29 protein-coding genes are annotated in these 26,437 nt (G+C 46.2%); 13 read left to right on the forward strand and 16 right to left on the reverse strand.

Annotated elements, in window-relative coordinates:
• Positions 1–93: 93 nt before the first annotated feature.
• From ACI49J_RS07650 to ACI49J_RS07680, 7 genes are all read right to left on the reverse strand, one after another.
• Positions 94–702: a hypothetical protein gene (locus ACI49J_RS07650; protein WP_240255753.1), complete on the reverse strand. Its 609-nt coding sequence runs from the start codon at positions 700–702 to the stop codon at positions 94–96.
• 48 nt (positions 703–750) lie between these two features.
• Positions 751–1,101: a transcriptional regulator gene (locus tag ACI49J_RS07655; protein ID WP_240255755.1), complete on the reverse strand. Its 351-nt coding sequence runs from the start codon at positions 1,099–1,101 to the stop codon at positions 751–753.
• A gap of 73 nt (positions 1,102–1,174) precedes the next feature.
• A complete protein-coding gene (locus ACI49J_RS07660; RefSeq protein WP_240255757.1) occupies positions 1,175–2,203 on the reverse strand; it encodes a glycosyltransferase family 2 protein in 1,029 nt (342 codons plus the stop codon).
• Positions 2,204–2,243: 40 nt separating this feature from the next.
• Positions 2,244–2,897, reverse strand: a complete 654-nt coding sequence (locus ACI49J_RS07665; protein ID WP_240255760.1) for a hypothetical protein — start codon at positions 2,895–2,897, stop codon at positions 2,244–2,246.
• A 3-nt stretch (positions 2,898–2,900) separates the two neighbouring features.
• Positions 2,901–3,623 carry an SDR family NAD(P)-dependent oxidoreductase gene (locus ACI49J_RS07670; RefSeq protein WP_012020750.1) on the reverse strand — a complete coding sequence of 241 codons (723 nt, stop codon included), beginning with the start codon at positions 3,621–3,623 and terminating at the stop codon, positions 2,901–2,903.
• Positions 3,624–3,629: 6 nt separating this feature from the next.
• Positions 3,630–5,582: a thioredoxin domain-containing protein gene (locus ACI49J_RS07675; protein WP_240255762.1), complete on the reverse strand. Its 1,953-nt coding sequence runs from the start codon at positions 5,580–5,582 to the stop codon at positions 3,630–3,632.
• Positions 5,583–5,682: 100 nt separating this feature from the next.
• Entirely contained in the window at positions 5,683–6,348 is a 666-nt protein-coding gene (locus ACI49J_RS07680; RefSeq protein WP_318552011.1) for an InlB B-repeat-containing protein, read from the reverse strand.
• Positions 6,349–6,487: 139 nt separating this feature from the next.
• Here ACI49J_RS07680 and ACI49J_RS07685 point away from each other — a divergent pair, with 139 nt between their 5' ends.
• Complete coding sequence (locus ACI49J_RS07685; RefSeq protein ID WP_230842403.1) at positions 6,488–7,330, forward strand: hypothetical protein; 843 nt, start codon at positions 6,488–6,490, stop codon at positions 7,328–7,330.
• Between the two features lie 60 nt (positions 7,331–7,390).
• Here the strand turns inward: ACI49J_RS07685 and ACI49J_RS07690 are convergent, their stop codons facing one another.
• On the reverse strand, positions 7,391–8,707 hold the full coding sequence (locus ACI49J_RS07690) for a hypothetical protein (protein WP_318552010.1): 1,317 nt from the start codon (positions 8,705–8,707) through the stop codon (positions 7,391–7,393).
• Positions 8,708–8,873: 166 nt separating this feature from the next.
• Between ACI49J_RS07690 and ACI49J_RS07695 the strand changes: the two genes are divergently transcribed.
• Positions 8,874–9,239, forward strand: coding sequence for a DUF2203 domain-containing protein (locus ACI49J_RS07695; RefSeq protein ID WP_012020745.1), 366 nt, complete (start codon positions 8,874–8,876; stop codon positions 9,237–9,239).
• 115 nt (positions 9,240–9,354) lie between these two features.
• Positions 9,355–11,547 (forward strand): glyceraldehyde dehydrogenase subunit alpha, encoded by a 2,193-nt coding sequence (cutA, locus tag ACI49J_RS07700; protein WP_240255768.1) that lies wholly within the window; start codon positions 9,355–9,357, stop codon positions 11,545–11,547.
• Here cutA and ACI49J_RS07705 read toward each other — a convergent pair.
• Complete coding sequence (locus ACI49J_RS07705; protein ID WP_240255811.1) at positions 11,522–12,871, reverse strand: SelD-related putative sulfur metabolism protein; 1,350 nt, start codon at positions 12,869–12,871, stop codon at positions 11,522–11,524. The two genes, cutA and ACI49J_RS07705, sit on opposite strands and share 26 nt — an antisense overlap.
• 216 nt (positions 12,872–13,087) lie before the next feature.
• Here ACI49J_RS07705 and ACI49J_RS07710 point away from each other — a divergent pair, with 216 nt between their 5' ends.
• The gene (locus tag ACI49J_RS07710; protein ID WP_240255770.1) at positions 13,088–13,489 is read left to right on the forward strand and encodes a rhodanese-like domain-containing protein; all 402 of its coding nucleotides are present in this window, start codon (positions 13,088–13,090) and stop codon (positions 13,487–13,489) included.
• A gap of 34 nt (positions 13,490–13,523) precedes the next feature.
• Here the strand turns inward: ACI49J_RS07710 and ACI49J_RS07715 are convergent, their stop codons facing one another.
• A complete protein-coding gene (locus ACI49J_RS07715; RefSeq protein WP_240255772.1) occupies positions 13,524–14,390 on the reverse strand; it encodes a menaquinone biosynthesis family protein in 867 nt (288 codons plus the stop codon).
• A 28-nt stretch (positions 14,391–14,418) separates the two neighbouring features.
• Between ACI49J_RS07715 and ACI49J_RS07720 the strand changes: the two genes are divergently transcribed.
• Positions 14,419–14,928 (forward strand): DUF84 family protein, encoded by a 510-nt coding sequence (locus ACI49J_RS07720; protein ID WP_240255774.1) that lies wholly within the window; start codon positions 14,419–14,421, stop codon positions 14,926–14,928.
• Positions 14,929–15,001: 73 nt separating this feature from the next.
• On the opposite strand, the gene ACI49J_RS07725 is transcribed toward ACI49J_RS07720, so the two are convergent.
• A complete protein-coding gene (locus ACI49J_RS07725) occupies positions 15,002–15,634 on the reverse strand; it encodes a hypothetical protein (protein WP_240255776.1) in 633 nt (210 codons plus the stop codon).
• Position 15,635: 1 nt separating this feature from the next.
• Positions 15,636–16,052 carry a thioredoxin gene (gene trxA / locus ACI49J_RS07730; RefSeq protein ID WP_240255778.1) on the reverse strand — a complete coding sequence of 139 codons (417 nt, stop codon included), beginning with the start codon at positions 16,050–16,052 and terminating at the stop codon, positions 15,636–15,638.
• Positions 16,053–16,111: 59 nt separating this feature from the next.
• On the opposite strand from trxA, the gene ACI49J_RS07735 reads away from it, so the two are divergent.
• The gene (locus ACI49J_RS07735) at positions 16,112–16,996 is read left to right on the forward strand and encodes an FAD-binding oxidoreductase (protein WP_240255781.1); all 885 of its coding nucleotides are present in this window, start codon (positions 16,112–16,114) and stop codon (positions 16,994–16,996) included.
• A gap of 39 nt (positions 16,997–17,035) precedes the next feature.
• Positions 17,036–17,749 carry a D-aminoacyl-tRNA deacylase gene (locus ACI49J_RS07740; protein ID WP_240255783.1) on the forward strand — a complete coding sequence of 238 codons (714 nt, stop codon included), beginning with the start codon at positions 17,036–17,038 and terminating at the stop codon, positions 17,747–17,749.
• On the opposite strand, the gene ACI49J_RS07745 is transcribed toward ACI49J_RS07740, so the two are convergent.
• Positions 17,702–18,331 (reverse strand): 2,3-diphosphoglycerate-dependent phosphoglycerate mutase, encoded by a 630-nt coding sequence (locus tag ACI49J_RS07745; RefSeq protein WP_240255785.1) that lies wholly within the window; start codon positions 18,329–18,331, stop codon positions 17,702–17,704. The two genes, ACI49J_RS07740 and ACI49J_RS07745, sit on opposite strands and share 48 nt — an antisense overlap.
• Positions 18,332–18,551: 220 nt before the next feature.
• On the opposite strand from ACI49J_RS07745, the gene ACI49J_RS07750 reads away from it, so the two are divergent.
• The 3 genes from ACI49J_RS07750 to ACI49J_RS07760 all read left to right on the forward strand — a co-directional run bounded on the left by ACI49J_RS07750 (position 18,552) and on the right by ACI49J_RS07760 (position 20,564).
• On the forward strand, positions 18,552–19,532 hold the full coding sequence (locus ACI49J_RS07750; RefSeq protein WP_275692031.1) for a hypothetical protein: 981 nt from the start codon (positions 18,552–18,554) through the stop codon (positions 19,530–19,532).
• 178 nt (positions 19,533–19,710) lie between these two features.
• Entirely contained in the window at positions 19,711–20,205 is a 495-nt protein-coding gene (locus ACI49J_RS07755; RefSeq protein ID WP_240255788.1) for a CBS domain-containing protein, read from the forward strand.
• A gap of 32 nt (positions 20,206–20,237) precedes the next feature.
• Entirely contained in the window at positions 20,238–20,564 is a 327-nt protein-coding gene (locus tag ACI49J_RS07760) for a hypothetical protein (RefSeq protein ID WP_012020732.1), read from the forward strand.
• Positions 20,565–20,810: 246 nt separating this feature from the next.
• Here ACI49J_RS07760 and ACI49J_RS07765 read toward each other — a convergent pair whose 3' ends face one another.
• Complete coding sequence (locus ACI49J_RS07765) at positions 20,811–22,568, reverse strand: archaea-specific SMC-related protein (RefSeq protein WP_240255790.1); 1,758 nt, start codon at positions 22,566–22,568, stop codon at positions 20,811–20,813.
• Positions 22,569–22,721: 153 nt separating this feature from the next.
• On the opposite strand from ACI49J_RS07765, the gene ACI49J_RS07770 reads away from it, so the two are divergent.
• Positions 22,722–23,639, forward strand: coding sequence for a nucleoside hydrolase (locus tag ACI49J_RS07770; RefSeq protein WP_240255792.1), 918 nt, complete (start codon positions 22,722–22,724; stop codon positions 23,637–23,639).
• Here ACI49J_RS07770 and ACI49J_RS07775 read toward each other — a convergent pair.
• Positions 23,620–24,024, reverse strand: coding sequence for a Fur family transcriptional regulator (locus ACI49J_RS07775; protein WP_012020729.1), 405 nt, complete (start codon positions 24,022–24,024; stop codon positions 23,620–23,622). The two genes, ACI49J_RS07770 and ACI49J_RS07775, sit on opposite strands and share 20 nt — an antisense overlap.
• 265 nt (positions 24,025–24,289) lie before the next feature.
• On the reverse strand, positions 24,290–25,099 hold the full coding sequence (locus ACI49J_RS07780) for a CBS domain-containing protein (RefSeq protein WP_240255794.1): 810 nt from the start codon (positions 25,097–25,099) through the stop codon (positions 24,290–24,292).
• A 250-nt stretch (positions 25,100–25,349) separates the two neighbouring features.
• On the opposite strand from ACI49J_RS07780, the gene ACI49J_RS07785 reads away from it, so the two are divergent.
• Both ACI49J_RS07785 and ACI49J_RS07790 read left to right on the forward strand, forming a co-directional pair.
• Entirely contained in the window at positions 25,350–25,817 is a 468-nt protein-coding gene (locus ACI49J_RS07785) for a hypothetical protein (protein WP_240255796.1), read from the forward strand.
• Positions 25,804–26,403 carry a class I SAM-dependent methyltransferase gene (locus ACI49J_RS07790; protein ID WP_240255798.1) on the forward strand — a complete coding sequence of 200 codons (600 nt, stop codon included), beginning with the start codon at positions 25,804–25,806 and terminating at the stop codon, positions 26,401–26,403. Before ACI49J_RS07785 ends, ACI49J_RS07790 begins: the two co-directional genes overlap by 14 nt.
• Positions 26,404–26,437 lie beyond the last annotated feature (34 nt).

Below are 26,437 nucleotides of genomic sequence, written 5' to 3' on the forward strand. Positions count from 1 at the left end.
TCTAAAATTACTTAAGGTAAAAACGAGTTAAAAAAGATTACTTCATTATTTCGCTATTTCGGTTAAGAACACTACTATTAACGTGCATACTAACTAGGAAGGAGGATTAAACCTGCTTAGATATTCCTGAGCTAGCCTGAGGGAGACATCTTCGTGGTAACGTTTAAGCTCAAAGTAGAGGCTGAGCCCCATTGAAATCTTCCAGAACGCTAAGTTAAGGCTTGACCAGCTGAAACTCTCAAGTTTACAGGCTAACTCAACGCCTTCGTCGAGTTCCACGAACTCTAGACCCTCCGACTCAAGGACATTGTTGACAAGGTCTCTTCCCAAGAAGTTCTCTAGCTTAAGATCTGAGGAGGTGATCTGACCTTCCCTGATCCTGAATGTGACAAAGTCCTTCCAATCCATCGGCTTCATCAGGACGTCCCTTAACTTATCCACCGAGGTTAACCTATGATTTAGGGATAGAATGAGCTCTCTGGGAATCCAAGAGATAGGGTAAAGAAGAACAGCGTAGGTCTCAAATTCTCGAGCTAGATACTCACCCTCTTTTCCTGTTAGCCTCAACCAGTTGTCCTCCTCCTCAACCCTGTACCTAGATGTGGTCTCGTGAAACGAGAAGGGGTTAAGGTGAAGCTCGAGTCTTACCTCAGAGGTGGTCCGTTCATCACGATTCATGCAGTGCTCGACCTCATCATTCAAACTAGATGATGTAAACGTGGATTTTATCAGTTTAGTCCTCATGTCACCTTATCCATCACGGGGTAGAACTTCATCATCCATGGGACATTTCCCTGAGGACATAAAAAACCTCTTCCTAATAAGGTGACACATCTCGCAAACGTGATGATATGATGCACTTCCGTCCCTAGCCATCCTGGACAACGTTCTCATGTCTTCCATCAAATCTGGATCTTTCCTTATCATCTCCACTAATCTGTCGTTGTTTCTTGCCCTATACTTTGAAATCGTTGTGGTGGAGATGCCTAAAATCTCAGCAATTTTAGAGTAAGGCACCCCCATAGATAACATCTCCTGTGCAACTACAGTCCTTATCGCTGGAACCACTACCTGAGATCCTAGCTCACATGCTAGTTTCATAACTTGCCTTCTAAATCTAAGAAAGTATAAAAAACTCTCGGTCTTAGATTATACTAACTATTGTAAAACCCTGTTAAAGATTATAGACCCTGTCTCTCCAAACGACTGTCCTTTTCCTGTAGTCAAGGATTAGCTTGATCCACCCGTAATATACACCTAAAATTGACATGACAGATGGGGTATATGAATATTTCCCCAGATTTCTACTTCTGGAGAAATTTTTCAGAATCCATAGAAGCAGAGGAGACAGGTAGAATGGGTTCAAGAAGACAAGGAAAAGGATTGGAAAGGCAAGCATGAGAGCACCTATCACCAGGAAGGCCTTAGCTCCTCTGCTAGAGTACTTGATGATCGTGACGACCTGCCTTGTGGACCATTTCCATAGGTCTCTCTCGTCATAAATGTTGAGTGGGATGGCTTTACCGTCGAAGGCGATACTTCCTCCTCGCTTTTTCACTATCCTAGTGAGGGTGCAGTCGTCACACCATTCACGCGAAAGCTCTTCCAGGACCTCACTATCAAAGAAATCTCTTCTGAAGGCCATGGAGCCTCCCCAGAGGAAGGTCCCACCAGAGGCCTGAGACTCGAATCCCAATGTCCAGAAGCCAGCCCTGATCAGGTTTCTCCACGTTATTTTGAGGGGGGCGGGCCATGAAAACGTGGTTACAGCCATGTGCTTATCAAGGTTCCCCACCATCTCCCTCAACCAGTTCCTAGGATAGAGCGTGTCGGAGTCAGCGAAGACTACTACTTCATTCACGGACTCCTTTAGCCCTGATAGTTGTGCCCTTATTTTACCGCTACATGAACAGGTAGTACTGGTGATCACGACCTTTACCCCAAGCTGTCTCAGACGATCGGCCAACCACGGTTGATCAGGATCCACCACGTATATTATCTCGAAGGGACAGGGAAAGTCTTGATCCTTTAGGGATTCCACGTTCCTCTCTAGTTCGGGATCGAGACCCCTTACGGGAACAATGATGGATGCAGGAGCGCAGAACTTACCGTCAAATTTGAAGATTGAATTTTCCCTCCAGATCTGTAAAAGGAGGACTAGATCTGCCAGTGCAGGCAACACCAGGAGGAACTGGAGTAACACTTGTTGTAGACTCCCGGGAGGTGTAAAAATTCACCTATGGTCAGGGAGAGACAAACGCGTTCATATACTCCCTGATTTCCTGGAAAGCCTGAGAAGTTGGCCTGAATTCCCCCAAGATCCTGCGGAACTCCCCAATGTCCTGCCCCCAGTTCACGCTGTCAGGGCTAGCGTATACCTCCCCTCTACCGCTTTCTAGCCAGTGCACGGTTTTCAAACCCCTACCCTGGACGTGAATGGTAAGCTTAAACCTTCTCTCGCTGGCAAAGCCAGGTCTATCCTTAAGGTATTCACGGCCCAGGTCATACTCGAGGTATGTGGTGGAGAAATCTAGATATCGCCTCTCATCTAGGTAGAGTTTACCCAAATCCTCAATGGAGGTAATGGCCACGATCATCGGTATTCCGGCCTCCCTGGAAACAGAGGATAAGTCTTCCCCAACTTCAGAGATCATGGAGCTTAACATCTCCGTAATCTGTGAGGAGGCCTGTTCCCCCTTTAACACGGTGAGACCGTGAAAGTCGAACAGTTTCCCGTTCTCATAGCTGACTCTCCTCTCATTGGTGAAGTACTTTATGTTGAACCTAGTCGAGACCTTCTGGACCTCGAGGATCTTTCCACGACAGTTACACTGGAGTACTAGGTTACCTTGAGAAGCGACTAGCTTGAAGCTTGTCTCCTTGATCCACTCCCCCATATCCTATCCCCACTTCAGCCTAGTCCCCCCATCCACGGGGATGACAACGCCGTTAACCCACTCCGCGTCATCGCTCATGAGCCAGGAAGCGACTAGGGCAAAATCCTCTGGTGGTGCCTTCTCATCCCCCAATTTCCTTAGCTTTTTCCAATCCCTTTCGGGCACAAAATCACCATCGATCCAGCTAGGGGCTATCCCCACTACCCTTATACCCCTATCCAGGAGTTCCAGTGCCAGGACCTCGACCGCCTTGGCAAGTCCAGCCTTAGCTGAAGCGTAGGAGAGTTGAGTCGAGGCCGGCCTGTCAATGCCCCTCAGGGCTGAAACCAGGAGGATAGTACTCCCCTTCCTCATCATATCCAGTAGCACGGAGACCGCGAGTAGGGGATACCTGAGGTGATTGTTTATCATAGTGTCCAATCCCTTCAGGTCTTCAACTGTGTCCTCTTCATAACCTCCAATCATTACTGCTAGCCCGTCCAGAGCCCCAGTGACCTTCTTCACCTTGGATTTAAGTTCCTCTACAGATTCCCTGGACTTGACCTCACCGGGTATTGCGATCACGTTACCGTACTTCCTGAGAGTTCCCTCAATCTCCTTTAACTTGTCTGAACTCCTAGATGACACAATCACGGTCGCCCCTTCCCTAGCTAGAAAGTAGGCCAGGGCATACCCTAATCCCTTGCTCACTCCAAGAAGAAGAAAGGTTTTTCCCTTGAATTTCATGGTATATTATTGCGGAAGCTTGGATTTAAGTAACAATTTAATCTTTTCAGGCTCCTTCACTGGCATACTACAGGTGTTACCAACACAGACAAAGGCCCTGCTTCCTTCCCCCTGATTTATCATGGACCTTATGAGGGGAACGACTAAGTCCCTATCCTCTTCCTTAACGAGTTCCACGACCTTAAAGGGGTGATATACCAGCATTGACTCCCTGTGCAGAAGTTTAGCCCTTTCGTCAGCGTCGACCACGACGATGTGCGCCATCCCCTTTAGAATGGCCCCCGCACTGAGGATAGAGCCCGCGTAGAAGGGGGGACCTTGCATGTAATCCCCGAGGATCGAGGAGATCACGCTCTCCGGAACCTCGATCTGATCGTCCACAAGGGAGAGAGAAAGAAGTCCTCTCAACGCCAGGGAGTTTGGAGACTCGTTCGGGGTATCCATGTTGGGAACCTCGGATGACCCCTTTTTCTCCACAAAGCCGTTCGGAGTCATGAATCCTAGGACCTCCCTCCCCAGCTCCAGGCTCAAGTCTCTGAACTTGAGGTTCCCCGTTACCTCATACGCCCTCAAGGCTAGGAGAAGAGCGGAGGAGTAATCCTCGAGGAGGCCCTCCCCTCCTCCTTGAAGCCTCCTGGTCACCCTTCCGGAGAGCTTAGATGCAACCCTAAGGCCCTCATCTCTACCCTTCCCGGTAAGCAGAAAGGAAACTAGGAGAGAGTCAGCCATTCTGCAGTTGGGATAGGTGTAGAGGTTCTCGTCCCTGAAGGGCCTCTTCCTGGTGGAGTCTCGATGGATCCTGAGGGTTTCCCTCGCCTTGCGTAGATTCCCTAGGAAAGTCCCGATCTCCATCCCCATCATCTTGGCTATCTCACCTAGGTCATCCTTAGCCCTGATAACCCCTCCCTCGAGGGCTCCCTCACCAACAAGGGTGAAGGTTTTCTCAACCAAGGACTTCCACTCGCCGGAGTGGGAGAGAAGCTCGTCCCAGTCCCACGTGTAGAATCCGCCCTCCTTTTCCTCGACGTCAGCGTCAAGGGAGGAAGCGAAACCTTCCCCTATCCACATGTCCCTGAGTGCGAACTCCGAGGTCATGTCTAGGGCTTCACGAAGTTGAGGATCCCTGCTGGCTAGGTAATTCACGAAATAGTCCTCCAGTAGCTCGGCGTTATCTATTAGCAATTTCTCGAAGTGGGGAACGTTCCATTCCCTATCCACGGTGTACCTGTGAAACCCTCCTCCCAACTGGTCGAAGATACCTCCCTGAAACATCCTTTTCAAGGTGAAGGTGGAAAGCTTGATCCCCACGTGATCCCCTGTCCAGAAGGAATACGCGGTAAGGAACTGGTCCACCATGGGGTGGGGAAACTTCATGTTCCCGGATAGGCCACCCTGCTCAATATCAAAGGTTGACACGATAGACGAGAAGGCAGTGTCCACTACCTCAAATTCCAGGGGAGAGGAGGTTGAGGGTACGTAGTCTGTCAGGGAGAGAGCAGACCTCTTGAGTCTCTCCCTATCCTGGGTCCACAGCCTCACAATCTCTAGGAGAAGCCTTTTCATTCCAACCCTACCATACGAGTCCTCAGGCGGAAAGAAGGTTCCTCCAAAGAAAACCTCTCCCTCAGGGGTCATGAACACCGTGAGGGGCCAACCGGATTCACCCGTGATACTTGATACGGCCCTCTGTAACTTCCTGTCAAGTTCAGGCATCTCATCTCGATCAACCTTGATTGCGACGAAATGCTTGTTCACTATCTCAGCCACATCATGTCTGGAGTAAGTCTCCCTGTCCATCACGTGACACCAGTGGCACCAAACCGCTCCAACGTCAACTAGAACGGGTTTATCCTCCTGCCTTGCCCTCTGAAAGGCCTCATCTGACCATGGGAACCAATCAATCTCTTGTTCAGCCGATTCCCTCAGAAAGGCACTGGTACTATCCTTTAGCCTGTTCATAGGCTTAATGAAACTCTGAGCTTTTAAAGAGGGTTTCCAAAAAACTGCTGATGTTGAGAATTCGGGCTCCGGATAGGTGAGGAGAGTCTTCAGCTCTGAACTATTTTCTTCTAGTAAACCAGTAGACCCCACCTAGAACTGCGAGGAGACCAAGTCCAGAGTAACTAATCGCAGGAGAATTTCTAACCGTGGGTGGTGATTTCACAAAGTACACGGTAATGTTGGTATTGTTGTAGACCATGTACCATACCTGATTTCCCACAAACCCGTTACTCCAGTTCCCTACCGTGTATCCCTGCTTCGGATTGGCTGTGATAGTTAGGAGAGTTCCCTCTTGAACCTGGAGAGAGGTGGATTCATTAACTTTGACCTGGGTTGAGTTGGGAAACTTCAGGACCAATGCGCCTGGGCCTTTCACCGTGATGTTGAACTGGAAAATTACCGGTCTAACTGTGATATTGATCACGTCGTGCCTCCAGGGAGATAGGGAGAGGTTATCTGTCTGAACCCCATTAATGAACACCGTGTAGGGCAAGGGAGACTCAACGTACACCTCTAGGGTGGAATTGGGTACGTTTAACGTTTGATTCCCGTTAACGTAGATAATGCTACCGTTGGTGTAAAGTAGAGCGTCGGCCTGACCGCCATATATGTAAACGTGTATAGTGACACCGTGCATGACCTGAGCCAACAGGAGAGGAATCAACAGGGAGATCCTGTACACGTTGAGAGGAAGCCTAAAAATGGAGGGAGAGGAGGGCGGCACTATCCAAATAACAATATAATGCACAATGTATATCCATCTTCGATGAGGAGCCCAACCTTACCTGAATCGTGATGAGGGGTTGTTTCACCTGATCCTCTTTATTAAAAAAAGTTAAAATCAATACTCCAAAAGAGTGCCCGTGAAGACTAAAGTAACGATAAACGGAAGGGAAATTCCCCTTGACAGAAGGATACTTATCACCGGTAACGGAATGTACATGGTTGGAAGGCTCCTATATTTTGTCCTGAAGACCCTGAATCAGATGCCCAGGTTGTATGGAGTTGCTGAGTCTGACCCGATCTCTGGTTGGAGGAGAAACTTTGAGAACAAGTTCGCCTCGATCATGACCTCCCATCTCGACCCCGGAAAGATAAGGCTTGAGGGGGACTTTGAACTGAACCTGGGAAAGTTCTCGGTTTCCGGGAAGCTGAGCAGGGGGCAGATGAAGGTGACTGTGAACCTTGCTCAGAGACCCGAAAATGTTTCTCCTGGAATCAGGGGAATGGTGGAGGTAGATTCGTTTTACTTCTCCGATTTGGAGAGACCTAAGCCCTTCTTCGTGCCCGGCTCTAAGGATGGCATCTTAGCTGGTTTCCACAGGTTTCTAGTGCTTCAGACCGAGAGTGCATCTGGAGTGCCCAAGACGCTGGGAATGGTCTCCGAGTTCATTAACTCCATAGTTCTCCCGCAGGGATATTCCACCTCATTGAGAGGAAAAGTTTTGTCCACCGACGAGAAGGAGGGCCTCTTCCTCGATGGCGAGCCTCTCTACAACGTGGACCCAGAACTGCTCAGCCTACTCAGCCTAAGGCTATCCCTTGACATGGCTCCAGAAGGATCTCTCCTGATCGTGGAGGACCCAGAGGCCCATCTTTCCTCGGAGGCGATTGAGGAGGTAAAGGGTTGGTTCAGCAGATTTAAGGGTGGTGTCGTTTTCGTGTCTAGGTCTAACCTGCTCGGAGTGGAGGAAATAAGATTTTAACGTAAGTTAAAGCGTGAATACTTTACCATAACCCCTTTTAGCCTCAACTGTGCAAGGACTTCACTCTTGAACATACTCACGACGCCTGATTGTCACCATCTCCTTAAGGAGAAGATCCCTCAACGCATTCTCTAGCTTCTTATAATTATCCCTGATTGACCGTATCCTGATCGACGTCTCCCTGAACTTTTCGCAAGAGAGACATCTAACAAGAAGCTTATCACCTTCACCTCTCACCTCCACCTGTATACGCTGATCCAGTACCTTGAGCTCAAGGGTCACTCCCTTCATCAGCGACTTCATGTTAACTTTCCTCAGTTCGGCCTGAACAGTGTGGGAAAAGTTAACCCTCGAGATGTCATTAACATAGTTTCTAGCCAGTAGGTAGGCCTCCATGGACATTTCCTTGCACCTTTCCAAGTCTTTAATGAGTTTCACGCAGGAAAAGAAGAGGGAGCACTTCCCTGTGGACATAGGAGAAATAAAATCGGTAAAGGAGGGGAATTCCTCCGATATTTCCCTAGGGGATCCACAGTTTAATTGCATGTGAAACCTACCCCCTCTTACCCAGTACCGCCCCACTGGATTACCGTTAAACAGAAAATTTCCATTCACCATCTCAACGTTAACACCTTGCTCCCTGGGCTTAACGGTTCTCTGTTCCACGAGTTTTACCTGGATATCTCTATCGTCGTGGCCGGATCCCACAAAGGTCTCTGTGACCCTTGGGGTGTAATAGCCAAGCTCTCCCAAAGCCACCTGAGTCCAGTTCTCCCTATCCCCATTTCCTCCCAGATCTACAAGCTCTCCTCCGTGAAGGACAGCACTCCTAACCTGTAGGTACTCCAGTTCCCCCATCTGTCTAGCTATTACCAGTTTCCGGGTAGACTTTACTTGGAACAAGTCTGAAACTATGGTCACGCTAGGGGAGAGAACCTTTGCCTCCTCCAAGTTCGCTGGAATCACCGCAACGTCTCCTAGGGAGAGAATAAAATTCAATCTCGCCTTGCACACCCTATGAGGCGGGCAGTCCAGGGCGTAGTTTAGATACCTGAAGGTGGAGAGGTATCCCTCCCTCATTAACTCCTCTGATTTTCTTACAATCACCTTGTCCACTAACTTAATCAGGCTAGGAGTGGCGAAATTGGACACAATGATCAGATTCTCCATTTTATGCAGGTCTGCAGGAAACGGATAGGTAGTTATCCCCACCTTAATTCCCGGAGAATAGCTTGAGACTACCTTGGAGTAGTTTATCTCCTCTTCCAGATAGTCTAGAAACGCCCTATCGTAACCTGGGACCACAAAGAGTGCCTTACCCCCACGATAGAGTGATGAGAGCTCCCTTGCCAGTTTCTTCAATTCAGATCCTGTCACCTCTTTAAACCTTTTATCTTCTGCGTAGCAGAGAAGAGAGGAATGATGAACCTTACAAGGGCAGAAGGGATGAAGACTCAGGCAAGCTGATCCCGTATTGAAGTGAATGTAACTATTTCGCAGTAGGTTTCTACATCCTTTTAATTTCGAGCTACCACCTAAACCTATGAGTTACTCCTATTTTGACCTTCAGACGGCTAGGGAACTACTTCCATGGGTCAAGGAAAAGCTAAAGAAACTGAAAACCGCTGAGATCAACGCGCAGGACGCTCTAATCAATGGAAAGAAGGAGTATATCAGACTTTACTCCATTGAGGTTGAGTCCATTTTGAAGGAACTCACCGAGAAGGGAATAATCGTTAGGGACGTGGAGATGGGACTGGTGGACTTTCCTGCGGTGATTAACGACAGGCCTGCGTACCTTTGCTGGAAGGCCGACGAGGAGGATATCATGTACTGGCATTACGTGGAAGAGGGGTTTAGGGGGAGGAAGAGGATTTCCCCAAGGGACCAGATTCTAAGTTATCAGTGAGAATTTCTCTGTTCAAGTATGCATGGAAACCTAGTCTCATTATAGCTTACATATCCTCATCTTACATGGTGGGGATCTACTAAGGTTAAATACGATCTCTGCTCATGACTAACCCATGACACTTGTGGGATCTAGGATAAGAAGGATTGAGGATCCAAGGTTAATCACTGGAAAGGGTCAATACATAGATGATTTGGATCTGCCTGGTACACTATTTCTCGCCATACTGAGGAGCAATGTAGCACACGCGAAACTGAAAAGGGTTGACGTTTCGGACGCCCTCAAGATGCCAGGCGTGGTTGATGCCTTTTCCGGTCTTAACATTAAAGTGGAGAACAGACCTAGAAACTTTCCCATGGCCTCCACTGAAATCCTTTATGAGGGGCAACCCCTTGCATGTGTCCTCGCCACGGATAGGTACACGGCGTATGACGCGCTAGAGAGAGTTCAGGTTGATTTCGAGGAAATACCTGCAGTGGCGGACCCGCTGGAGGCTGTCAAGGAGAGCGTATCGGCAGTGGAGGGGGAGAAGAACCTTGTTTACACCAAGACCTACTCCTCAGGCAATCCCCAAAGAGCCCTTGATGGATCTGATAGGGTTGTGGAACTTCAGCTGGAAATATCAAGGATTTACCCAGCTGCCATGGAGACCAGGGGTCTCCTGGTTACCTACACCCCAAACCTGATCACGGTCTATGCTCCTACCCAGTCGCCCCACTTCATGAGAAGGTATCTGCTAGAGGCCTTCGGCAAGGACGTACAGGACATAAGGGTGGTTCAGCCTGATGTCGGGGGTGCCTTTGGATCTAAGCTATTCCCTTACCCTGAAGATTACATAACGGTCTACGCTTCCCTCAGAACCAGAAGGTCAGTTAAATGGATATCGACTAGAAGCGAAGACATCAGATCCACTTACCACGGAAGAGGTCAAATTCACAGGGTGAAGGCTGGAGCCAGAAAGGATGGCACATTGACGGGGATAGTGGACGACCTCTACATTGATCTTGGCGCAGCTAGTCATGGAACATATCTCGCTGACATAGCTGCTACCATGCTTCCTGGACCTTACTCCGTGAGGGATGTGCTCGTCAATGTTTACGGGGTTAGGACGAACAAGACTCCCTTGGATCAGTATAGGGGTGCAGGTAGACCTGAAGCATCATTTGTAATAGAGAGAATAATGGATGCCCTAGCCGACGAGATCGGCATGGATCCCATCGAGATGAGGAAAAGGAACCTCCTTAAGGAACTTCCCTATAAGAACCCGTTCGGTCTCCAGTACGACTCGGGTGATTACCTACAGCTCCTGGAGAGGGCTGAAAAGGTATACAGAGAAATGGAGAGCAAGGCAAGGGATCTCCAGAGGACGGGGAGGAGAGTTGGGGTGGGATTCGACTTCTACCTGGAGCAGAACAACTTTGGTCCCTGGGAGAGTGCCTCCATAAGGGTAAGGGGAGATGGGAAAATCATTGTGATAATAGGGGCTGCACCACACGGTCAGGGAACAGCCACAGGCATAGCGCAGATAGTTGCAGATGAACTAGGAGTTAACCTGGAGGACATAGATGTGAGGTGGGGAGATACTTCCATGATAGGGGAGGCCTACGGCACTTACGGTAGCAGGAGCTTAACGCTGGCTGGAAACGCTGCAATAATGGCATCTAGGAAGGTGAAGGAGAAGGCAGTGAGACTGGCTGCCCAGTTCATGAAGAGCGACGTGGAGGAGCTTAGGTATGAGCAAGGTAAGGTTACCAACGTAAAGACGGGCAAGTTCATGACCCTGAAGGAGATAGCATCCAAGTCCATGTCAAGCCTGGGTGGTGTTTGGAGGTATAGGGAGGAACCAGGATTGGAGGCTACTGCCTATTTCGGGCTAAATAATTACACATACCCTTACGGTAGCCATGTGGTCATGGTAGAGATAGTGGACGGAAAACCACGTGTTCTAGATTATTATGCCCTTGACGACATAGGAAAAGTGGTCAACCCCATGCTAGCCGAGGGTCAGGTAAGGGGAGGGGTAATTCAAGGTTTCGGGGAAACTGTCCTGGAGGAAATAGTCTACAGCGAGAACGGTTCACTGCTCACAGGCAATTTCTCCGATTACGCGATTCCTACCGCCGTAGAAAGCTTCAATGTGAAATGGGAGTACTTGGAAACAGGTAAATCTGAGGCACCCCTGCCCTCCAAGGGAATTGGAGAGGGGGCCACAATAGGCACTCCGCCCGCATTACTTAGAGCCATAGAGAAGGCCACTGGCAAAAAACTGACGAGACTCCCTGTCAGGCCTGAGGATCTTTTACCTTAAAGTACTTGAGAATGTTTTCCCTATGTATTAACTTGCACACTTCCCTCTTCACGTAAACTGTTCCATTTCCTTTTCCAATTACCCTTCCTATTATGCTGGGCTCTAGTCCAGCCCTGCTTAGGGACTGAGCAACGTCGTCTATGACCTTCCTAGACGCGAACATGACAATGGCTCCGTTGGTTCCTGCCGTGGAGTTGGGTATGATGAAGTTCTCCGTTGCAAACTCGTTGATTTCCCTGTCAATAACTGGTACGTCATATAGCTCCACGTCCACAGAGGCCTTGTCTGCGAACTCCTTTATCACGAAGATCCCTGGACCTGTGACGTCCGTGGTCATGGCAATGTGGGCCTTAGGGTCAAACTCCTTTCCAAACTCTGGAAGATGTTCATATATCACCTTCGCCGTAGCGAAATTCGGCTTTGTCATGTAATCCAAGGCCCTCTTCTTAGCCTCCTCCACCCTTTGCAACGTGATTCCCCTCTCTTCCAGGGTTTCAAGTAGCTCTGGCACCGTGAGTAACCACATGTGAACGTTAATGGGAGTTAACTCCCCTACGGGCCTGGTAACTAGGATCTCCATGTTTTCATCTACCTTATTGTAAAACACTGGTAACTCGTGGTCAGACTTACCTATTACGGTTGCCCCTATCATCAAGGTCCCTGTCTCCGGTTGAATGTCCTGCAATAACTCCACACCGTACCTCTTGCTGAAGGACTCAAAATTCCTCATCAGGGTCTCCTTGAGTTCCGGATCAGGGGCATCCGCCACCGGTATCATACGTAGTTCCTGGAAGGCTCCCTTAGTGAAGAGGTCGTTCAATGAGTTTGAGATTCCCACATCTACCTGCATCTGTGAACCTGGATCGTCGAGGGGATCTACTATCTGTATGGTATCGTTGTTGGCCAACGTGTACGAGTTTAGTGTCTTTCCATCCAACTTTATGAGATCCAAAACCCCAACCTCGGCCTTTGGGTTGGTGGTCACGATGGAATGACCCTTTCCCACCACGAGTCTCCTTCTTGTCTTCACGCTAGTGTAGATCTTGAGGAGGAAGTTCGCAAATTTCTCGGGATTTCCTGCCGTCTCCTGGTTTACCTGGATTAGACTGACAGCCCTGTCAGCGTCAAACTCCCCTCCATTTATTACCCTCTTTATTACCTCAGATTCCCTGCTAACGAAAATGTCCGTATCCTCCCTTGGCATTACCTCAATGTTGTTCTCCCTGAGTTTATCCTTGAGTTTCTCGAGAGCGGGATACACGGTGTCGATCAAGTCAACCTTAACTGCACATCCTGTAGCCAAGGACAAGGGATTTAAGCCCATCTTCTTGTACTTGTTTAGATTGTTCCTGAACCTTTCAAATAGATCAGTCAAACTTCAACACTAAATTGTAGTGTGGTTTCCATGTTTTAAAAAGTTGCCTTTAATATGAATTCTTTAAATAAAAACATTTAATATAATTTCAAGTATTTTTTAATAGCTCCATTTTAGAATTGAGTAGAAAGTAAATATTTAAACCTCTTTTAACGAAGTTAACCTATGCAGATAATAGAGCAGTACTCAACCCCGTTCTATAAGAACATAATTGATATGCCTCCCTCAATGGTTAGAAAGCTGTGGAAAAGGAACAACATTCTATTGTTGGATATAAGGACGCCACAGGAGTACGTGGAGCACCACATCCCAGGGTCTCTACTCATTCCCATGGATTACCTCGAAGTCCTGCAGGAATACTTCAGTGACAAGGAAGTTGCTGTGGTGTGCGAGCACGGGAATAGAGCTAGATACGCGACTTACGGGATGCCACATCTCTATAAGAAGAAGGCAATTTACATGATAGGCGGTATTGTAGGGTGGATGTCAATGGGTTATGAAGTAGTGAGCGGAATGGATGAGAACGGGACCAAATGGGAACAATGGTTGGATGAGAAGTTAAAGTGAGGGAAGTTTTTAGGCCAAACATTCTAGTTAAAGGTTAGATCACGTCTATGCTCTTGACTAGAGGTAGAAGGCCTTTCTCGTGAGTTAGGCTGTAGAACTTGTTTAAGCCTTCCATAACCTTTTCTTGAGGTACATTGTACTCCTGAATGTCAGCCCATATGGTCTTCTCCACGATCTCTCTGTCCATGTTTACTCCCTGAGCCTCACTCATTATCTCCACGTCCTTAGGAATCACCTTATCAAGGTTCTTCTCCGCGAACTTCTTGCTCCTCTCATATAATTCCTTGAACTTGAGGGCCGTTTCCTTGCCCAGCTCCTTTGATACCACCACCGTCCCCATGGGCATTGGTGCTCCCCCGGAAATCTTAGACCACATATCCCACATGCTTGTAATGACGTAGGGCTTTATGCCCAATTTCCTCATGGCATACATCATCTTTATCTCGTGGACTGCTACCAACACATCACCGCTTTTCCCCAGCGCCTTGATCTCGTCAAGAACCCTTGGAATTATTACAAGTTTCCCGTATTTGCCAACCAGAAGTCTATAGAGAGTAAAGGCAGAGGTGTTGGGCCCGTGGACTATGAGTGTGGACTTCTTTAGGTCATCAAGTCTCATTTCGCTGGTGGAGAGGACTGGCATACCCGTGATCCCGTCAATGGCTGTGGCAACTGCATTGCTTAAAATGAAGTAGTCGTCCTGAATATATGGATACATTGCAGCCGAGGGGACCGAAACATCCACAACCTTGGTGAGCACGCTCATATTGACGTCTTGAACTGTGGGTATTACTTGAAACTCTAGGTTTATCCCGTCTTCCTTAACCCAACCCTCCATCATGGGAATGAAGGGATATAGGTCCCCAGAATCCGCCAGGGCACCAATCTTTATTGTTACCATGCCAAGTCATTTCACCTGGCGGATAAAAATGTTGGTTTGCGTGGGCTCAACAAACCCAGTTAAACTTGAGGCTGTAAGGGATGCAATTAAGGAGATAGGGAAGGAGTGGGAGGTTAAGGGTGTTCAGGTGAGCTCCAATGTCAGTGAACAGCCGTGGTGCAACGAAACTCTTGTTGGGGCAAGAAATAGGGCCATTAATGCGTTAATTCAGGATGGCTGCGATGTGGGAGTAGGAATAGAGGGGGGTGTTTGTTGGGAGAGAGAAAGGATTGTGGCCTTCGCGGCTATATATGTTGTGAACAGGGAGAAGGAGAATTTCTCTTACTCTCCAGCATTCACCCTATCCAACGAGCTTGCAAAGCTTGTGATAAGGGGAAAGGAGCTCGGTGAAGCCACGGACATAGTTTATGGGAAGACCAACACCAAGCATGGGGAGGGAGCTGTTGGTATGCTCACGAGGATCGTGGATAGAAAGAGACTTTACAAGGATGCCGTGATACTTGCGTTATACCCATTTTACATAGAGAGTGAAAGGTAGAGCAGGGAGAAGTGCCTGTTCTCTTGTTATAATCACGCTAAATCACGATAAAACAAGGCTCTACGCTCTTAGTCTATCCCTTAACTAGCTTCAGGAATAGGTAGCCAATTTCTGGTAACTTCACGGTATCATGTTCCGATGGTCTCTGAACTGTTCCTAGGTATATTCCATAATCCTCGTGATCGTTTTCGTTTCCTGATTTGGGTTCACCAAAGGGAGAGAAAAGGATGAACTCGTCCACAGCGTTAACTAACTTTCTCAGCATCGAATCCACCGCCGAATAGGCCTGACACTTATCTCCTCCCCTGTGAAGAAGCACATCCAATCCGCTCACTCCAGCTATCACTGGTCCGTCATCTAGGGAGTTCAGGATACCCTCTGTAACCTTGTTTATTTCCTCTTGTAGGGATAATTCCCCGTATTTTAGACTTAGCTCGCCGTAGGTTGGATTAGATATTGGTAGGTTAATTGGAATAGAGCCAGTTTCCTGAACAAGGGAAGGCTTAGCTGAGATCGAAGTGAAACCGGTCAGAGGCACCTCCTTCATTTCCAATACCGATAACCACGAGGAGGCAGGATGTTGTGGCCTCCTATTAACTACCACTCCCCTAAAGGTACTGCTAAACAATGTGAGGAGAAACCTGGGATTGCACTTCATGAAGCTAGTGTAGCTTAGCCCATCCACGCCCAGCAATAACGCTTTCATTTCAATCGCCTAGCAATGACTTAAGCCTGATCTCCAGTTCCTCCCTAGGAACTGCACCTATTACTTCGTCCACTGGTTCCCCGTTCTTAAAGAATATTACTGTGGGTAGACTCATGACTCCATACCTGCCTGCAATGGTCGGGTTCTCGTCGGAGTTCAGCTTGCCAAAGCCCACCTGTGGATAATCCATTGCCAGTTCCTCTATTATGGGGGCTAGTATAAGACAGGGGGCGCACCATTCAGCCCAGAAATCTACAACCGCCACCTTGTTTCTCCTTATGAACTCGTCAAAATTCCTTGAGTCTAGATGGGCAATTAATTCCCTTTGTTCTTTTTCCATGTCCTTTCCTTGCTTCATCATCTGTTTAATCTTTTTCCGTATTAATGCTTCAAGTTCAGGGTCGTTTTCTACGCTCATAATTCACTTTAATGAAATCGAGTTTAAAAAGTTTATATTGAAGAAAGAAACAAAATCTTATGCAAAGAATAGTTGTGATAGGAGGGGGCATCACGGGGCTCTTAGTGGCTCGTGCCCTAGGGGACGAGGTAACACTTCTCGACAGAGATGTCCCGCCTAAAAACTCGCTGGCCAGTCTGTGGAACGTGATGCCACCGCTTTGCGGGGAATTGAGGAAGGAGTGTGAAGAGTCGGCTAAGGAGTATGAGGAGCTGGCGGAGGAGCTTGGAGTGAAAGCCCACTGGAAGGAGATTATCAGGATTCCACCAAAGGGAGATAAGGTGTTAACTCAGAGGGAGACTGCCGAAATTGAGCCAAATTTACCCTACGAAAGTGAAATTGTGGGAAGAGGACTTCACTTGGATGGAGAGGACTTGATCAGAAAGCTCAGCAAGAACGTAAAAAGAGCTAGAGTGACATCTCTTCTATTTGAGGGTAACACTCTAACCGGGCTGAGGACTGATGAAGGGGTAGTGAAGGGTGACCTCTACGTTTTTGCCATAGGTAACGACCCTGAGGGTGTTCTAAGGGGACTTAGCATTTCGAGCTATAAGGGACACCTTGTGAAATCATCGCCCTTGGGAATAAGGAACATAGTCATGCTAGAGGACAGGCTTGGTGTGGAGGACACATATGCCTTACTGAACGGAGACTCGTATCCTTCCTCAAACCCTAGCGTGGATAGAGAACAGGTAGAGAGGACTCTTGAGGTATTTAGGAGGTACATGGGAAAACCCGTAGAACCATTGGAGATCAGGGTGGGATTCAGGGCAATAACTCCTGAATCTCCGCTTGTCAAGAGAATTTACGATAATGCGATTTTAGTCACAGGTCATAGATTCGGCTGGGCTCTGGCTCCTGTTTTGGCTAAAAAGGTGAAAAATCTGGTGGAAAGATCCCAGTGACCGCGGTAGGGTTATTACAGGGCAGGAGTTATGATCTCGATGGATGTTAGTGTGATCATATCCTCGAAGGATCCCGTGGGTCAAACGGTAAAGAGGTTGGGATATAGTTTCGAGGAGATTGATGAGGACGTAACGGAATTCTCCTATTCTAAGGGGGACTCAATCGTGATGATCTGCAGACATGAGAGCTCCACTAGGACTCCAGCCTTCACCATTCATCATCCTGGTAATCCCGGTAAGAGTGCCATGGGAGGTAAACCGGAAAGCCTAGCGATAGCTAATTCCAGGCTATTAACTTCTATTTTTCGATCCATGACCCATATAGATGCAAACATAGAAAAGGTCATTGAGGCCACGCATCACGGCCCAACTGAAATACCTAAGCCCATCACGTTCGTTGAAATAGGGAGCGACCTGGAGATGTGGAACAATGAGAAACTGGTTGGGAAGCTAGTTGAGGCTGTTCTAAAGGGTATAGAGAGGATGGAGGAAACGGACTGTCAGAACACAACCCTAATATATGGAGGGCCACATTATTCTAAGCTAGCTTCAACTGTAGCTCAGAGTGACTGCATCTCTCATATTATTTCTAAGCATTATATATCAGAATTATCATCGAACATAATAATACAGTCAATAGAACGTAACATTACGAGACCTCGAACCGCAGTTTTAGATAGTATACCAAGAAGTAAGAGGGAAACTCTAACCAGTATCCTGAGCTCTAATAATATATCTATCGAGCTTAGATAACAAAGAAGGGGAAAGTACAGGGGAACCTATGGATAGGATCTTAGGAGAGGAGGAGAACTCGATAACTGTCATGCTAGCGTTTGGTATGGAAATACCGTGAGCTGATATGTCATCTAGGTCGAGTATGTGTCCTATTACCGCCCTGATTGGGTCGTAATGACTCACCGCCACCACAACGCCCTCGTTTTTCAAGGAGGTCACGAACTCAACCATCCTTCTCCTTAGCGAATCCCAGGGCTCGAGGTTCTTCACCTCCAGTTGTCCCCTGATTATTTTCAGCTTCCAATGATCGTTTGGATCGAATCTCTTGTTATTTAACTCTCCCAACCACCTTTCCCTCAACCTCTCATCGATGACTGGGATAATACCGAGCTCGTCGCCTATGATACTTGCAGTCTGATAAGCTCTTAGAATTGGACTGGTGAAGATGGCGTCTATCCTCACGCGTTTAAGCTCCTGGGCTGTTTTCTTGGCTTGTTCTCTCCCCTCATCAGTCAAAGGAAAGTTATTGACGTCATGGGACAGTATTTTGCCAACGTTGGATGTGCTCTGTCCATGCCTTATAAATATTATAATCGTCATTTGTAGATCACTATCGCGGAGAAATTAAAAAGATTAAACAACATGCAGTAGTCCCCCATCATTGTGATCAATCATGTCTTGTCTCTCGTTTTGGTTATAAACTACATGGGTTATAAATAGCATTGACATTATAACCATTTTCTGGAATATTAAACCCAGTTAATTTTGTGACCAGTATTTTCAGTGAATTGTAGGATAATTTTAAAACCTGTCCACCGGAATGATGTACGTGGGCCTGTTTAAGAGAAACAATACACAAGAGACGTCCAATCAAATCAAAATCCTTTACACCACTGACATTCACGGATCTGATGTAATTTTCAAGAAGTTCTTGAATGCGGGAAAAATTTACAAGGTGAACTACCTTATCATAGGCGGAGATATAGCAGGGAAGTCCCTGACCCCTATAGTCGACATCGGGGAAGGCAAATACATGATAGATGACAAGATAGTGGGAAGAGAGGGACTAAGGGAAATAACAGATGAGATAAGAAAACAGGGAAACTATTACGTAATAGTGGATAGGAAAGACCTTCAAGAGATGAAAGACGACAAGCGCAAGGTAGATGAGGCTTTCAAAACATCAATGATAGAGGTAGTAAGAAATTGGTCCAGAATCGCAGAGGAGAAGTTGAAGGACGTGGATATCCCGCTTTATGTAAATCTTGGTAACGATGACCCTCTCTACTTGTTCGATGTAATTGCTGAAAGCAAGGTTATGAGGAAATGTGAGGGAGAGGTTATTCACCTTGGTGAGCATGAGATGATTTCCTTTGGTTACGTGAACCCAACTCCCTGGAACACACCGAGGGAGATGCCAGAGGAGAAAATTTACGAAGTTCTAAAGCAAGAGGCAAAGAAAATATCTGACATGGAGAAGGCCATTTTCAACATTCATGCACCTCCCTACAACACGAACCTTGATAGTGCTCCCTTGCTGACCCCTGACCTGAAGCCTGTTATAAAGGGAGGAGAGATAGTAATGTCACACGTGGGCTCGGTCTCAGTGAGGAAAGTTATCGAAGAGGAGCAACCCCTTCTGGGTCTCCATGGCCACATTCATGAGTCTAGGGGATTCGATAAGTTGGGGAGGACGCTGGTTCTTAACCCAGGTAGTGAGCACAATGAAGGTATCTTACACGCAGCATACATTATTCTAGAGAAAGGTAAAATAAAGGCTCACCAGTTCATTATTGGATGAGATATGGAGCCCTAACCTTAGTTAAGGTCTTTTCACATCCTGTTATTTACAAGTTGTAATCAAGACCCCAAGGATCATTTATTTTTCACATGTTCAAACGAATAATACCCCATGATATTGACTAAATTATTTGATATCAACAAAAAGGTTTTTATGAATCTAAACCCACTTCAAAAGTATGAGCAGAAAAGTTTCTGAAATAGCTACAAAGGTTGTCCATGTGGTTAAGGAATCCGATAATATTAGCGCAGCCGCAATGGAAATGAAGAACCATAACATGGGGTCCATGATGGTTGTTAACGAGAAAAATCAAGTTGTAGGAATAATAACCGAGAGAGACATGGTAAGGGCATTAGCTGATAAACGTCTCGACGCTAAGGTTAAGGACTACATGACCGAGTCAGTTAAGGGAGTCACTGAAGACACAACGGTAGAGGAGGCCTTAAACATCATGCTTGAAAACGGTTTCAGGCATCTTCCCATCATAGGGAAAGACGGAAAGATAATGGGGATAGTCTCCATAAGAGATTTAGCTAGGGCGTTAGCGGATTCCCATTTTTTACAATACGGAAAGGAATGGACTGAGGTTAAAGGGACCGGAGTTGTATGCCCGGTCTGTGGTCTGGAAATTGACGAATACGGATACTGTAATTGCGGTACAGGGTCTAGCTAATTTTTTAAGACGGTTTTAGCTGTTTTCTACATATGATAATATTTTATGCTATAGGAGAAAAAGACCGAGCAAAGGAACTGGTTAGAATAATAACAAAAACTAGATGGAAGACCATCTCGAGACATGCAGTGAAGATATCGAGCTCATCGATAGGACCTTCAATAGTAATTTTTAAACCTACCATGGCAGCCCTAGCTGTGGCCATGTGGTTAAAGGATAGGGCTGAGGAACTTGGAATGTCAACTTCGGTTGGATGGTTTACCCCGATAGCCAACGTCCCAGAGCAGGTTAACGACGCTGTTAGAACCGATCTTAACAAAATGTTAATGAAGAAATTAGAGATACCCTGGAGCCCATAAACCCTTTTATTACTTAGACCTTTCCTACCCCTTAATCTGCCTTGGAAAATTTTCTTTCCATTTGAGTAGAGAGGAGTAAGTATTGTTTGGAGTTATCCTAGAATTGATGTCGTTTTCTAAATCAGAGCTATTCGTGGAATTAACCTTAAACCTTAAGTAATCAAGCACTCCTCACTTTAGAATATAAATCAAAACTGAGATGGAGAAACTTAGAGCTCCTGGAAGATCTAGATAAATGGCTTTGCTTCACTGAGATGGAGAAACCTGAGTCTCGGCCTTCTCCTCTTTGACCAGAGAGACGTTTTCATCGCTTCTGGTAATGATGATGTAGTCCGTGAGACCTGACAGGTAGTTCACCAGTTTCTGGAAACGTCTCTGATCGAAGGTCATGAAGGATTCGTCAACTATGAAGAACGGCGTCTTAAAGTAAGACTTTATCGCAGTGACAACTAGGATAAGGGCTAGGGATGTTCTCTCTGATGACGAGAGCTTTCTAAGGTCCATCAGGGTCCCATTCCTCTTCACGACCAACTGGAAGTCTGGCGTAATCTCTGCCTCTAGGTTGAACTCTAGCTCCCTCATTAGGGAGTTAGCAATCTTCGTAAATTCCTCCTTCGCCACTGACAATCTCCTGATGTATTCACGTTGTAGTTCCTGCGATTGTGCCTCCAGTTCCTCTATCTCCTTCTCCTTTTCCTTGATCTTGTTTAGGGTAGAGGCTGGAATTCCGAGGTTCGCTAGTTCATACTCTAGCTGACTCTTCTTGTTCATTAGCTCGTTTATTCTCTTGGTGATTGCGTTCTCTGGACCTGTAACTCTGATAACTTCTGAATTCTTGTTAAATCTATCCTCCATTTCCCTCTTTTGCCTCTCCAATTCTCCAATCTGCTCCTTCACCATCTCCATCCTATTGAGTAGCTCCTGTTTCTTTGTCTTGAGCTTCACAACCTCATTTCTTATGTTCTCAAACTCTGCCAACTTCCTCGTTATTTCATCCTTCTTCCTGGTTAACTCGTCTATTTCCTTCTTTACGCTTTCGAAGGAATTTTGTCTCATCCTCAACTGCTCTGAAATTACGTCAATCCTGGTCCTCCATATCTCGGGATCCACGTGGCTACCGCAGACATAACAAGTATCTAGGTGGTTCTTCTCAGCGTCCTTGATTTCGTCCATTACCCTTTCGAGAACCCTTATACCTATTTCAGTCTCGTTTCTTAGGGCAGATTTTCTCTGTAGCTCTTGGTTTATCTCGTTTAACTGATCTTCAAAGATCTTCTTTATCTCAGGAGTTATCATGCTCTCCTTTTGTTGGATGTCCAACTCTAGCCTGGTATGCTTAGTTTGAAGGTCTAGAAGCTCCTTCTTTTTCTGCTCTATTTTTGAGTTTAGTTCAGCTAACTTATTCTGCCTCGTGACTGAGATGGACTGTGTTGTGCTGTTAATGAGCCTATCACTCTCGGTCTCCTTCTTGAGGGTCTCTATCTCATTTTCAATGCTCCTTATTTCGGCCTGTATTGTAACTGCATCCTTGTACTTGCTCTTTAGTTCCTCATGTTCCTCCTTAAGGATCTTCAGCCTCTCATCTACGTTCATCTTGAGTTGCTTTACCTTCTCTATCTCAGATGTGGAAGAGATGAACCATTCAATCTGCTCCTGCCCCCCAAGGATCTGATTAAGCAATTTGTTCTCTGGGGAGAAGTAAGAGAGAAGAAGAGCCCTCTTATCATCCATAATCAGTTTGGCGTTTTCAGCGAGCTTGTTTTTTACTCTCTTAATTCTCCTATAATATTCCTTATCGTTGTACCTGACCTCAATGTAACCTGAGTCTGCGAAGACGTTAAGAAGATCCTCTGGCTTGACCTCTGTGGTTAACATCGAGACTAAGGCCCTAGATAGTGAGGTCTTCCCGTAAGCGTTAGGAGCCGTGTAAACGTTGACTCCTTTACTTAGGTCTATATCGAGAGGGCTAGTTATCCCACCTATATTGCTAATTCTAACTCTCATCATACGAAAGCTGTTTTCATACTTTAAAAAAATTATCTCAAAGTTTTCATCCAGTTTAATATGACATTGAAGAATTCTGTAGGTTAAAATTGGATTCCTCAAGGATCATGACTTGATGTACATCTATTTTAACCTGGTAACGTTATTTATGTCATGGCACGTAAGGTAATAGTTGATTCGGACACGGCATCAGATGACACTATCGCCATTTTATTAGCATCGCGACTATTTGATCTCCTTGGGGTAACAATAGTCGCTGGGAACGTTAAGTACGATCATCAGGTTAGGAATGCGTTATTCACGCTGGAGTATATTGGCAAGGAGGATGTCCCGGTTTACTTAGGGCAGGATAGACCAATACTAAACAAGTGGAGAACCGTTGAAGAGGTCCACGGGGAAAATGGCATGGGAGGTTGGAAAATCCCTGAGCCCAAGAAGAAGCCAGAGAAGGAGAAGGCAGTTGACGCGATTGCCAGATTGTCCAGAGAGAATCAAGGGGAGCTAGAAATGCTTGCAATATCCCCCTTGACGAACTTGGCCTTGGCTTACTTGAGAGAACCCTCGATAGTGAAATGGATAAAAAAGGTCTGGATAATGGGTGGAGCATTCACTAGGGGAAACACAACGCCGATTGCAGAGTTCAACTTCTGGGTAGATCCAGAGGCCGCTAAGATAGTGTTAGATGCAGGGTTTGATATCACAATAGTGCCATGGGAGACGACCGAGGAGTATGGAACCCTTGACTCTGATCATTGGAGCAGAATTAAGTCCATGAATACTAAGCTCTCAGAGTTTTTCGTAAACGTGAATAAAACGCTCCTGGAGTTTTCCATGAAGCAAGGAAACAAGGGTAGCGTTCATCCTGACTCCTTGACCACATATCTAGCGTACGATAGTTCGGCCATCCTTGAGGAGAGGAAGTTCAAGGTGGACGTGGAACTATGCTCTATCTCCAGGGGAGCAATGCTTCTAGACTGGTACAGCAAAGGCCGAGAAAACGCTAGCGTGGTACTGAAGGCAGACTCGGAAAAGTTTTACAACGAACTAATCTCTATACTTTCTTCATTTTAGAGCACTCGGCGTACACTATCACGCTTAAATTTTTCGGTTGAATGCCCTTTTCTTCAAGGTTCTTCTCGAGTGATCCTAGATCTAAATCCACGTCCACTATATCGCCCAGATCTTCGCAGAACACGTTTACGTGAGGTTCCATTCGCATTTCGTACCATGTTTTCCCTCCAGCCTCAAAGGATCTTATGATTCCAGCTTTCTCCAAAGTCTCGAGGGCATTATAGACGGTGGAAAGGCTAATACTAGGTTCAGTCTTTTTCAGTTCGCTGAAAATCTGTTCCCCACTAAAATGCCCACCCCTTATCATTGTCTTTATGACAGCTATCCTTTGGGGGGTTACCTTTAAACCCCTTTTCCTCAGCATTTCAGCTATATCGATTTCCATTATATAGTCATTACTAAGTCGGAGTAATTAAAATTAAGCTTATCCAGGAGAGGAAGAGGACTAAAGCGGTCGTAAGCGTAGCTATGAACGAAGTTTTATAGTTAGTGGTTTAACTTCCGGCTTTTCCATGTACGCATAACATTCACTTGACGATGCAAAATTATTTCAAGCTAAATACAATTGAGCGAAAATACAGAAAAGTATCTAAAAGAGGTATTGTACCATTAACACGGGAAGGACGTAAACGCCTATGCTCTCCCAAGAGTCAGAAGGATGACGTATACATTTTGACCTCGTATAAGTACTTTTTAACACTCTGATCCATCATGGCTCTAACAACGTCAGTAGTAGTAACTATACCTCCCAATTTACCGTCCTTATCCATGACAGGAATACCCTTTATCTTCCTTGAAGCCATTAACTTAGCTGCGTTGGCCATGTCCTCATTACCGTTAACTACTATTACGTTAGGGCTCATAACATCCCTCACCTCTATCTTAAGATCCCTATATTTTAACGCCGCGGCCATGTAGAGAAGATCCGTGGTAGTTACTACCCCCAATACCTTGCCTGGGGTGAAGACCACCAGTCTGCTAAGATTGCTCTCCACCATCTTCTCTACTGCCTCCGACAACTTTGCTAGGGGGTCTATGGTCACCACAGGTGAGCTCATATAATCCTTAACCTTTTGTAGGCCCCTAACCTGAGAGGCGTAGAAGTTGCTGAGGTCACTCTTTATAATAATTCCTAAAGCCTTTTCCTGATCATCGCAAACCGCCAGGAGGGGTTGTTTCTTATCTATCATTATTTGAGCAGCATCAAAGGGGTCTATGTTAGGACTGACACAGATAACATCTTTCCGCATTACCTCTGACAACATAACGTTTTCCATGGGCCTATCCTCGCCCATTTGATATACGAACTTCACTATGTCCTTTTGGGTTATGGTGCCCACAGGGACTCCTCTTTCGTCTATAACTATTGACTTTGGGACATGCTCTAATACCATGAGCTTTGAGGCATAGAGGAGCGTATCGAAAGGCCTCAGAACCGCGAATTCACGTACTATTCCCATAATATATGATGGTTTGTCTCTAGCTTAAAATCCTGTCTGAGCTGGTCAGGTACTCATTCTTGCCAAACTACTGGTAGACTCGAGGATCTAACTCTCTGGCTGAATATGCGGTACTTGATCGCCTAACGCCTAATCTGCTAATGGTAGATGTAGAGAATCCACTGGTTTTCAGGGACGTCACGAACCACTTAACCGGCCTTTCAGGAATTAGTGAAGATTAATTTAGTTCCGGGTTAATGTTTATATAGTCATGGATGATTTCAGAGGACTCATAATAGACATTTACCTTTCCTCGAAAATACCCAACTATGAAAGGACAGTACGAGATGGCGAAATAAAGAGAAACAGATGTAATCAGTTTGACGGTAAATACTGTAAACTTATTAAAACAAAGGACTGGGTATTACAAGTCTGGAGTGTGGGCGATAACGTTTCACCCCACCCAATTCTGTGTTATCTATGTCCATACTATGGATCCAACATTGAGGGCTCGGTCAATACCTCACTCCTGCAACTGTTGAGGGAGCACATTTCTATCAAAAATGGAATTGAACGTGAAATCTCCAACCTTGAGAGCAAGATTGGACAGATGCTCTACTCCTCTGTAGTTCTGAGAAGAAGGAGGCAGGAACTTTTGAGTATACTTGACGAAGTTGAGTCCAAGATTAATATAATAAAGGCACTTATTAGATATCAAGATAGCCTTGACCATATTTGATGATCCCAAGGGTTACGTGAGATGGTATCACGAACATCACACCATATACGAGAACGAACGGAGAGCCGTGGAGGAACTGAGACTTCAGAACTGCTTAGACATAGGTTCAGGGCCGTCCATATTTCATGAGGTGATTCAAGGGGACACAGTGTCACTGGATATCTCTGAATTCATGCTTCAGTCAGTGGAGGGTGATAGGGTACAAGGAGATGCCCACCATCTTCCATTCAGGGATAATGCATTTCCATGCGTTTTCTCTTCAGTTACTATCTGTTTCATTGAAAGATTAGATGAGTTCATGGCTGAGGCCAGGAGGGTTTCAAGGAATAGGTTCGTAGGTTGCATTGTAAGGGCTGATTCCAGTTGGGGCGAGTTCTACTCCAATCTGGGAAAAAGGGGCCATAAATATTATTCCAAGGCCCGATTCATCTCAGGACGTGACTTCTTGACCTTGGTGGGTAAGTATTTCAAGGTAAGACGTACAGTCTCGGTACTAAGATATGGACCTACCGACAAGGAGGTTCCAGAGCTTCCCACTGATGATGGTGAAGGTGCTTTCATGTGCGTTGAAGGCATAAAGGAATAGCAGTAAAAACGCGATTGGAGAAACATTTAGAGTC

Origin of the sequence: Metallosphaera sp. D4-4 (assembly GCF_046245145.1) — an archaeon.
Lineage (GTDB): Archaea > Thermoproteota > Thermoprotei_A > Sulfolobales > Sulfolobaceae > Metallosphaera > Metallosphaera sedula.